The organism is Polyangium sp. 15x6 (assembly GCF_029960785.1).
In the GTDB taxonomy this organism is placed as follows: domain Bacteria; phylum Myxococcota_A; class Polyangia; order Polyangiales; family Polyangiaceae; genus Polyangium.
In genome coordinates this window covers 113,673-122,922 of sequence record NZ_JASBQE010000031.1, presented here as the reverse complement: position 1 = coordinate 122,922, position 9,250 = coordinate 113,673, and the positions used below count along the sequence as shown (strand labels likewise).

The window sequence follows — 9,250 nt, the reverse complement described above, 5'->3', positions numbered from 1 at the left end:
CGCCGCCTTCGCCGCCCGCGCCGCCTGTGCCGCCGCCGCCTTCGCCGCCCGCGCCGCCAGCGCCTTCGCCGCCTTCGCCGCCCGCACCGCCTGTGCCGCCGCCGCCTTCGCCGCCAGCGCCACCTGCGCCGTTTCCTGAATTCATGCATTGGCCGCTTTCGCAGACCCCGCTCGTGCATTCGTCGCCGATCACGCACGCCGTCCCCGCCGCGGCATTTCCCAGCGGATAGAGCTCCACGCCGCTCAGGCTGGTGGAGCCGTCATAGCCGCCTGCGATGAACACGCCGTGCCCCGGCGCGTACGTCGCCGTGTGGTCGAGCCGCCCCGACGCCATGGGCGGGAGCGAGACCCACGCATCCACATCGGGATCATAGATCTCCACGCTCGACAGGTAGTTCAGCCCGCCCGTCCTGCCGCCCGACACCATCACGCGGCCGCTCGGCAGCGCGGTCATCACGTGATACCACCGCGCCTCGTTCAGCGGGGCGACCGTGGCCCACGTATCCGTCGCCGGATCGTAGATCTCCGCCGACGTGATCACGCCCTGGCCCTCCAGCACGCCGCCCGTGACCAGCACCTTGCCCGACGGCAAGAGCGCCGCCGCGTGCCCCTTCCGGCTCGTCGCCATCGGCGCGACGAGCGTCCACGTATCCGTCGCCGGATCGAAGATCTCCGCGCTCGTGAGGGTCACGTGGATCTCGCCTCCGTCTTCGTCCGAGCCCCACTGCCAGCCGCCCGTCACCAGGAATCGGCCATCGGGCAGCGCCGTCCCCGTGTGGCCGCTTCGAAACTCCTTCAGCTTCGGGCTGCTCACCACGGTATTCGTGGCCGGGTCGTAGCGGATCGACTTGTTCGTGACGTCCTCGCCCTGCACGGGGCCCGCGAGGATCACGTCACCGTCCGGCAGCAGGCCGAGCGTGCCGGTGTACTCCCAGTTCATCGGGAAAGCGGACCCGCTCGCCCAGGTATCGGTCGCCGGGTCGTACGTGCTGGTGCCGTCGCCGTCGACGACGAAAATGCGCCCATCGGGGAGCGTGAGGCTGAGCCCGCTGGAGATCGCGCGCGGCGCCATGCTCAGGGGCGACCACGTCCCGGTCGCAGGATCGAGGCGCTCGGCCGTCTGCAGGCCCGTATCCGTGCCGCCGGATCCCGCATATCCGCCGAGGACCACGAGCCCCTTGTCGGCGACGAAGTGCGCCACCTGCCCGCGGCGCTTGGAGGTCATGGGCGAAATGGGCTGCCACGCGGCCGACGATATCGACGGCTCCTTCGGCGCGGCCCCGCCCTCGGGCAGGGAGACGAAAAAGGGAAGGGCGGCGAGAAGGGCGACGGCCCAGGTACGGGTGCGGTGGATCAGCATGTCGTAGGCTCCAGGAAAAGGACGAGTCTCGTAGACTACGCGATGAAGACGGTTGGGGCACCAACGCAACGGTGGAGCAGGATGTCCTCGGCGCGCCGCCCGCCTGACCGGCGGGCCCGCCTCAGGGCAAGACCTGCACGAGATCCACGGCCGGCGGCGAGACGGGCGAGTTCGCGACGAAGTAAGCCTGGAGCGCGTCGACGTCGAGCGCCCCGCCAATGCGATCCGTGCCCTTCGTCAGCACGGAAAAGCCGTCTCCGCCGGCCGCGTTGAAGCTGTTCACCGCGATCCGGTACGTCGCGCCCGGAGCGATCGGCGCGCCGTCGATCGTGATGGAGGCGATATCGACCTTCGACCCGGCCGGCGCGCTCGCGCTGTACGTATAACGGAGATTGCTCGACGGCTGCAGGAGGTAGATGAAGGGGGTGCCGTTTTGATCGGTCCCGAATTGCTGCTCCAGCAGGGACTCGAGCTGCGCGCCCGTCAAGCTCATGACCACGATCGAATTGCCGAACGGCAGGACCGAGAAGATCTCCTTGTAGGTGACGATCCCGTCCATCGCCTCGCCCGCGGCCGCCATGAATGGCAGATTCGCCCGCACGCCGCCCGCGTTCATCAGGGCAATCTGCGCTCCTCCCTGGGCCGGATCCTTCGTCGCGGCGAGCATCGAATCGGCCACCACCACGCCCAGCGTGGACAGGCTCGCGCCGAGCGGCGGCTCGCCCCGATTCAGCGTCGCCGTGAGGGTGCCGACCTGCTTCTCCGCGAGCGGCGCCACCTGCGCGGCATATCCATTCACGTACGTCTCGACCTGCGTATCGGCCGTCTCGCGGGTGACGACCACGTTCTTCGCTTTCTTGCTGATCACGTCCCCGGTGAGGCGGCTGATCTCCAGGTCGATGTCCGTGAGCAGGCGGCCATTGGAAGCCGCGCTCGTGACGAGCTTGCCCCCGATCGTGCAGTTGTAGGCCGCGTGCGTGTGACCGCTCAGGATGACGTCGACGGCGTCGGACATGTTCGTCGCGATCTGCACGATCGGCCCCGAGATGCCCGGGCATTCGTCGAAATAGCCCGTGGTGGCGCCGCCCTCGTGGAGGAGCACCACGATCGCCTCGATGCCCTGCGCCTTCAGCTCGGGCACGAGCGCATTGACGGTCTCGACCTCGTCGTAGAAGGAGAGATCCTGGATCCCGCTGGGATCGACGATCGTCGGGGTCGCTTTCAACGTCATCCCGATGAACGCCACCTTGGCGTCCTCGAACGTGCGAATGGCGTACGGGGGGAACAGGTTCTTTCCCGTCGTCTGATCGACGATGTTCGCCGCGAGGAACGCGAAGCTCGCGCCCGGGAAATCCGGGCTGCCCTGGCAGCCGTCCTTCGGGTGGCAGCCGCCGTTTTGCATGCGCAAGAGCTCGTTCTTGCCCTCGTCGAGCTCGTGGTTGCCGACGGCGTTGATGTCGAGGCCGATGAGGTTCATCGCGCCGATCGTGGGCTCGTCGTGGAAGAGGGCGGAGACGAGCGGGCTGCCGCCGATGAGATCCCCGGCCGAGACGACGAGGGTATTCGAATTTTCCGCGCGCAGGGTGGCGACGTGCCGCGCGAAGAAGGCCGCGCCGCCAGCGTCGACGGTGGTGTTGTCGGGCAAGGTGATCCGCCCGGCGCTGCCCGGCGGCGGTTCGAGGGCGCCGTGGAAATCGTTGAAGCCGAGGAGCTGCACCTGGACCGGAGAATCGACGCTGCCGCCCGAGCCGCCGGCGCCGCCCGAGCCGCCCACGCCGCCGGCGCCGCCCGAGCCGCCGGCTCCTCCCATGCCACCCGAGCCACCCGAGCCGCCTGCGCCGCCCGCGCCGGCCATGCCGCCGGAGCTGGACGAGGAGGCGTCCGAAGGCCGCGTTTCGGTGCTGCCACAGCCGGCGACGACGACCAGGCCGAGAAGCCCCGCAGAGACCCATCCAAGAACGGAATGTATGCGATGCATTGGATGGAAACGAGCAACGGGGAGGGGGTGTTGTCAATGGCGAACAGCGCCAGCGGAATCGTCCGCTCTCAGGCGGTGACGCCCGCGCGGCGCGACCCACGAAAGCCGAAGTGGACGATGTAGAGATAGCAAAGCGCCGGCAGCAGGAAGGCGTGGTGGACGCCGATGCCGTCGGCGAGCCAGCCGAAGAGCACCGGCACGATCGCGCCGCCGACGATCGACATCACGAGGATGCTCGACGCCTGGCTCGTGAGCTTGCCGAGGCCCTCGATCCCCAGCGTGAAGATCGTCGGGAACATGATCGAGTTGAAGAAGCCGACGGCGAGGATGGTCCCCATCGCCACGGGACCATTGAGCAAGACGGTCGCCGTCACGAGCAGCGCCGCGACGATTGCGCTCCCCCCGAGCACTCGCCCTGGATCGGCTTTGCGCAGGACGGCCGAGCCGATGAAGCGGCCGACCATTGCGCCGCCCCAGTAGAGGGACACGTATTTCGCGGCCTGGGCCTCGGTGAAGGCCGCGATCGAGGGCAATGCGAAGAAATTGACGAGGAAGCTGCCGATCGAGACCTCGGCGCCGACGTAGAGAAAGATGCCGAGGGCGGCGCGTCGCAGCTGCGGGAATGCGAGGGCGTCGAGGAAGGAGCCTCGTTTGGCCTCCTCGCCTTCGACCGACGGGATCGTCGGGAGCTTGAGGACCGCGAGCGCGCCGGCGAGCACGAAGAGCATGACCGCGAGGCCGAGGTAGGGCAGGCGGACGGCGTGGGCCTCGGCGAGCGGGTTTTCGGCGTGTTTCACGGCGCCGAGGATGAAATGACCACCGAAATAGGGCGCCACCGTGGTGCCGAGCGAGTTGAAGGCCTGCGTCAGGTTCAGGCGGCTCGACGCGGTGGCCGGCGGGCCGAGCACGGCGACGTAGGGGTTCGCCGTGACCTGGAGGATCGTGATTCCGGTGGCGAGGACGAAGAGCGCGGCAAGGAAAAAGGGATACGAGGGCAGGCTGGCGGCCGGATAAAAGAGCAGCGCGCCGGTGCCGGCCGTCGCGAGGCCGAACGGGAGGCCTCGTTTGTAGCCGATACGCGCGACGAGCTTGCCGGCGGGCAGCGACATCAGGAAATACGCCGAGAAAAATGAGAATTGCACGAGGGCGCCCTCGGCATAGCCGAGGTGGAACACGTTCTTCAGGTGCGGGATCAGGATGTCGTTCATGCAGGTCATGAAGCCCCACATGAAAAAGATCGTGGTCACGACACCGAGCGCGCCGATGTGCGTCCTGGAAGGTGCATCCGTGACCGCCGCCGCCCGAGGGGTCGATACCTCCATGCCCCTTGTCTTCTCACGGCCGACGCAGGCGCGCCACGATTGTCGCGACCGTGGAAAGGCTCGCGCGTGCTCGGCTGGCGAGGGCTTCCGCCCGCGACGCTCGCGCGTTCACATGTAGAACGGCACGCCCACGCCGGGGCAGCGGACGTTCGCGTAGGTCGCTGCCGAGAGGATGACGACGAGCGGTCCGGGAAAATCGCGCCCGTGGATGAGCTCCATCATGCGGAGACGTTCGGCGTCGGTCGGGGAAGCGTCGGGGCCGCAGAGCGAATGCATCTCGCGCTCGCGGCGGAGCAGGTAACGCCCGGCTTCGCGTGTCCTGAAGTCGTAATCACCCACGGCGACGAGACGACCATAAAGCTCGAGCGCCATTGGCTCGTCGCGCATCGGCGGCGCGAGGACGCTCGTGTGCAGATGCATGTATCTGCCGAGGCCGCCATACCCACCGCCATCGACGGCGAAGGGCAGGTCGCCGAGCGCCTCGAACAGAACGGCGCGGATCGCGCCTGCGAGGCCGTCGAAGTCGGGCGCGACGATCACGCGGCCGACGAGCGCGGGCACGGGCCACGCGAGGACACATGCGGCTTCCTCGGGGCCCTCGATTTCGCTGAGGAGCGCGTCGAGGTCGTGCTGGGCGCCGAGGTAGGGCGCGAGCGGGCCGGTGGGCTTCGTCGGGGGTGGGGACGCGGGGCCGCGCTTGCCCTGCTCGGTGAGGCGCGAAAGGCGGTCGCTGCCGCTGATCGGCGGGGATCGGAGGGAAGCCGCGTCGGCATGGGGCGGGCGAATCCGTGGGGTTTTAGGGAGCGCGTCCGAGCCTGCGATGCGACTCGCCGCACGGATGCGCAGCATGAACGTGTCGACCTCGACGTCCTCCTGCTCCGCGAGCGGACGCAGGGTGAACACGAGGTCGCCCCGCGCGACGCGGGCCCGCACGGCGTCGCAGCCCGCGAGAGGGTCGTCGTCGAAAGAGTCCGCGACGAGCACGAGCTCGGTGATCTCGTTGATATGCTGGGACACGAACGCGTGGGCCAGGGCGCCCGCCAGGGACTCGCCCGGATCGAGGATCACCGTCAGGAGACGCGCTGGGCTGTCGGTTTGCATCCTCAAGGTGGTCTTCATGGCACGGAGTGAGCTTACCACCGTGCGGTGTTCGGCGTCGGCGTGGTTTTCGGGCGTCGATGAGCGTCAGGGGCGCTGATCAGGTTGGACAGCGTGTGTTGACGCGCGTCAGGGGGGCGCTGGTCACGATGTCCAGCGTGTGTTGACGCGCGTCAGGGGGCGCTGATCACGATGACCAGCGTGGGTTGACGCGCGTCAGGGGGCGCTGTTCACGATGACCAGTGGGTGTTGACGCGCGTCAGGGGACGCTGGTCACGATGGTCAGCGGGTGGTTGACGCGCGTCAGGAGGCGCTGATCACGATGTCCAGCGTGTGTTGACGCGCGTCGAGGGCTACGGCCATCATTTTTCCCGGACGAATCGCGGAAGCGGAGGTGTGAACACCGTGAAGTACGATGAATTGGAGTCCTTGCTTCGCAACTGGACCACGCTGGGGGGAGAGCCCAACTACGACTTCGTCGGGATGTTCCACCTGTTCCGAGCCTGCGTGCTCAATCTGATGGAGTATTCGACGGAGGCCGATTGGTCCGAGGTGTACGAGTTTCTCGAGCCGCCGGAGAGGGAGTTCCTCGAACGACTGGTTCGAGGGCTCCGGGGCTCATCCCCTTGAGGCCGGGATCGTCTCCGGCTCAGTCCCCGCACTGCACGGCGGCGTGTCCCGCGGCGTCCATGGTACAGGTGGCCCCCGGGCACAGGTTGAAATCATTCGCGATGCAGTCGCAGCTCTCCACGCCATTGCACGACGGGGGGAGATACCCGCAGCCGTAATACACGAGGTCTTTGTTCGTGGTCTTCACGCAGTAGGAGGTGCCGGTCTCGCAGAACGTGTAGCCGCAGGCGAACGTGCCGTCGGGCGGCGTGCAGTTGCCGTTGACGCTGATGTCGACGAATCCGAGCTGCGGACAGTCCTGGAGCTGGGTCTTGCCATCGCACGAGCAAACCTTGTTCGGGATGTGGCCGCATTCGATAGGACGCACGGTGCACACGCCCTGGGCCTCGCCCTCGCCGCACCGTTGATCCGCGAAGCGGCAGTATTCGTTCTCGCCGCAGTCCTCTTTCTGCGTACACGCGACGGCCCCGCCGTCGCTGCCGCCGCTGCCCCCAGCGCCGCCGCTGCCCCCAGCGCCGCCGCTGCCCCCCGCACCGCCGCTGCCCCCAGCGCCGCCACCGCCTCCGCCCGCCATCCCCAAGGTCTGGTCGACCACGCCGCCCGAGCAGGCGGGGAGGGACGCAAGCCCGAGGAGCAGCGTGAGGAGAGGGAGGTGCGAGCGATGAGAAAGATTCCGAGGATTCCTCATGCGCGAACGCGTTGTGCAATGCGTATACCAGGGAAGATCGCCGTTGTTTTCCCTGGATGCGCGTGTGCGCTTGCGCCGGTGTGTGCCGCTCCGGCTCGAGCTTTGGCTCAGGGCCGCGCTCGCAGCGCCGTGTCGAAGCGCACCCGGAGCAGGAGCTTCCCAGGCGAGGACGCAGGCCCTAGAGGGGCATGACCGGCCGTGCGATAGTTGGTCCCGCAACGAGTCCGACGTCGGTCATGAGCTGCGAAAGGGTTGTGTGAGAGGATGCTTTCAGGGATCCAGGATCCGGAGACGTGGGTCGCGCTGGTCTCGCTCTGCGCGATGGAGATCGTGCTCGGCATCGACAACGTCGTGTTCATCTCGATCCTCACGGCGCGTCTGCCCGCAGAGAAGAGGGACCGCGTGGGGCGGATGGGGCTCCTGCTCGCACTCGTGATGCGGATCGGTCTGCTCTTCACGATCAGCTTCCTGATGGGTCTCACGAAGCCGCTCTTCACGCTGCCCCTCGTGAACGCAGCGATCTCGGGCAAGAGCCTGATCCTGCTCATCGGTGGTCTGTTCCTGATGGGCAAGTCGACGAACGAGATCTACGCGAAGGTAGAGAGAGACGAGGAAGAGGAGCACGGAGGCGGAGCCAAGGCGGTGAGCGTAGGGCTCGTGATCGCGCAAATCCTGGCCCTCGACGTGGTGTTCTCGCTCGACTCGGTGATCACGGCCGTAGGCATGATCCCGCCCGAGCAGATGTGGGTCATGGTGACCGCCGTGCTGGTCTCCGTGGGTGTGATGCTGCTCTTCGCGAAGGGAATCTCAGGCTTCGTGCTCGCGCACCCGTCGGTGAAGCTCCTGGCACTCGCATTCCTGCTGCTGATCGGCGTGATGCTCGTAGCCGAGGGCATGGGGCAGAAGATCCCGAAGGGCTACATCTACTTCGCGATGGCCTTCGCCCTCGGCGTGGAGCTGCTCAACATGCGATTCCGCGGGAAGCGCCGGAAGAACGCGCCCGCCGCGGAGCCTCGCGTCGCGCCGTGATGTCGGCTCCTGGGGGCGCCTCGCTGGGGCGTTGCCCCAGGCCCCACCAGGGGCTATCCGCCCCTGGACCCGGACCAGCCAGGGGCTGGACCCGGGGTCGATGAACTGCGCGATGCGCAGTTCATCGAACAGGTCGGCGCAAGACCTGCCAGCCAAGACCGCCGTGACCGGCAACGCCCTGCCTGGTCTTGCCACCGGCCCGTGGGAAGAACTGCGCATCGCGCAGTTCTTCCCCCTGAGGTCCAGGGCTTGCCCTGGTCCGGGTCGAGGGGCGGACAGCCCCCGCGGGGTCCGGGGCAGCGCCCCGGCGCGACGCCCCCAACCGGCTCAGCCCGCGTCTTCGATCTCCTCGACCCCGCGAATCGCGTCCGCGGGGCTCGTCGCGGCGGCGAGCCTGTCGGCGAGCCCGTCACTCGAGAGCCGCGCCGCGTGCGCCAGGAGCGAGAGCGCTGCGCCGCCTGGCTCTCCGAGCAGCAAGACTAGAAGCACCCGGATCGGCAGACCATCCGGCGCCTCGGGCAAGACCAGCGGCCGCGCTAGTGTGACCAGCGCCGCCGTCGTCTTCGAAGGCGAAAACACGCCATGCGGGAGCATCACCCCGCCCCCGAGCGCCGTCGATGCCGTTTGCTCCCGTGCCAACAGCTCCGCCACGACGTGCCGTACGCTCGGCTCCCCGTGCAGTCGTGGGAATCGGCTCGCTGCGATTTCGATCGCGTCCTCCAGCCCGGGACACGTGAGCTGCAGGATCACGCGCTCCGGCGCGAGCAGGCGCGCGAGCGATGGGCGCTCCTCGCGACGCTCGGGCGCCGGGAACTCGCGCTCCACGAAGGCGCGGATCCGCGCGATCTCCGCAGGACCGAGCCTCCGGCGCGCGATGTCGAGGAAGAGCATGCCTGCGCTCGGGACATCCTCGGCATAGCCTTCGATTGCACAGCCGACCTTGTGCGCGGCGCCCACGAGCAATCGTGGTGGGATGCCGATCTCCCGCGCGATGGCCTCCAGCCGATCCGGGGTCGGGACCGCGTCGTGGCCATGCTCCACGCGGCTCAGGTAAGCGCTGGAGACGCCAATGCGTTGCGCGAGGTCCCGCAGGGATAAACCCGCGTCGAGTCGCAAGAGGCGGATCGTCGCTCCGAGGTGCATGG

8 protein-coding genes are annotated in these 9,250 nt (G+C 68.1%); 2 read left to right on the top strand and 6 right to left on the bottom strand.

Going from position 1 to position 9,250, the window contains the following annotated elements:
* The 4 genes from QHF83_RS23530 to QHF83_RS23515 form a co-directional block, all read right to left on the bottom strand.
* Positions 1-1,360: kelch repeat-containing protein (locus QHF83_RS23530; RefSeq protein ID WP_282420158.1), on the bottom strand; the 1,360-nt coding region annotated here is incomplete at its 3' end.
* A 121-nt stretch (positions 1,361-1,481) separates the two neighbouring features.
* Entirely contained in the window at positions 1,482-3,215 is a 1,734-nt protein-coding gene (locus tag QHF83_RS23525; RefSeq protein ID WP_282420157.1) for a bifunctional metallophosphatase/5'-nucleotidase, read from the bottom strand.
* A gap of 191 nt (positions 3,216-3,406) precedes the next feature.
* Positions 3,407-4,660, bottom strand: coding sequence for a sugar MFS transporter (locus QHF83_RS23520; RefSeq protein WP_282420156.1), 1,254 nt, complete (start codon positions 4,658-4,660; stop codon positions 3,407-3,409).
* Positions 4,661-4,768: 108 nt separating this feature from the next.
* On the bottom strand, positions 4,769-5,779 hold the full coding sequence (locus tag QHF83_RS23515) for a hypothetical protein (protein WP_282420155.1): 1,011 nt from the start codon (positions 5,777-5,779) through the stop codon (positions 4,769-4,771).
* Positions 5,780-6,163: 384 nt separating this feature from the next.
* Between QHF83_RS23515 and QHF83_RS23510 the strand changes: the two genes are divergently transcribed.
* Positions 6,164-6,388 carry a hypothetical protein gene (locus tag QHF83_RS23510; RefSeq protein WP_282420154.1) on the top strand — a complete coding sequence of 75 codons (225 nt, stop codon included), beginning with the start codon at positions 6,164-6,166 and terminating at the stop codon, positions 6,386-6,388.
* Positions 6,389-6,407: 19 nt separating this feature from the next.
* On the opposite strand, the gene QHF83_RS23505 is transcribed toward QHF83_RS23510, so the two are convergent.
* Positions 6,408-7,076, bottom strand: coding sequence for a hypothetical protein (locus tag QHF83_RS23505; RefSeq protein WP_282420153.1), 669 nt, complete (start codon positions 7,074-7,076; stop codon positions 6,408-6,410).
* Positions 7,077-7,340: 264 nt separating this feature from the next.
* Between QHF83_RS23505 and QHF83_RS23500 the strand changes: the two genes are divergently transcribed.
* A complete protein-coding gene (locus QHF83_RS23500; protein ID WP_282420152.1) occupies positions 7,341-8,105 on the top strand; it encodes a TerC family protein in 765 nt (254 codons plus the stop codon).
* A 327-nt stretch (positions 8,106-8,432) separates the two neighbouring features.
* On the opposite strand, the gene QHF83_RS23495 is transcribed toward QHF83_RS23500, so the two are convergent.
* Entirely contained in the window at positions 8,433-9,248 is an 816-nt protein-coding gene (locus QHF83_RS23495) for a helix-turn-helix domain-containing protein (protein WP_282420151.1), read from the bottom strand.
* Positions 9,249-9,250: the final 2 nt, after the last annotated feature.

Coding starts and splice junctions, on each gene's coding strand:
- QHF83_RS23500 (WP_282420152.1), top strand. CDS start 7,341: ATGCTTTCAGGGATCCAGGATCCGGAGACGTGGGTCGCGCTGGTCTCG.
- QHF83_RS23505 (WP_282420153.1), bottom strand. CDS start 7,076: ATGAGGAATCCTCGGAATCTTTCTCATCGCTCGCACCTCCCTCTCCTC.
- QHF83_RS23520 (WP_282420156.1), bottom strand. CDS start 4,660: ATGGAGGTATCGACCCCTCGGGCGGCGGCGGTCACGGATGCACCTTCC.
- QHF83_RS23525 (WP_282420157.1), bottom strand. CDS start 3,215: ATGGCCGGCGCGGGCGGCGCAGGCGGCTCGGGTGGCTCGGGTGGCATG.
- QHF83_RS23515 (WP_282420155.1), bottom strand. CDS start 5,779: ATGAAGACCACCTTGAGGATGCAAACCGACAGCCCAGCGCGTCTCCTG.
- QHF83_RS23495 (WP_282420151.1), bottom strand. CDS start 9,248: ATGCACCTCGGAGCGACGATCCGCCTCTTGCGACTCGACGCGGGTTTA.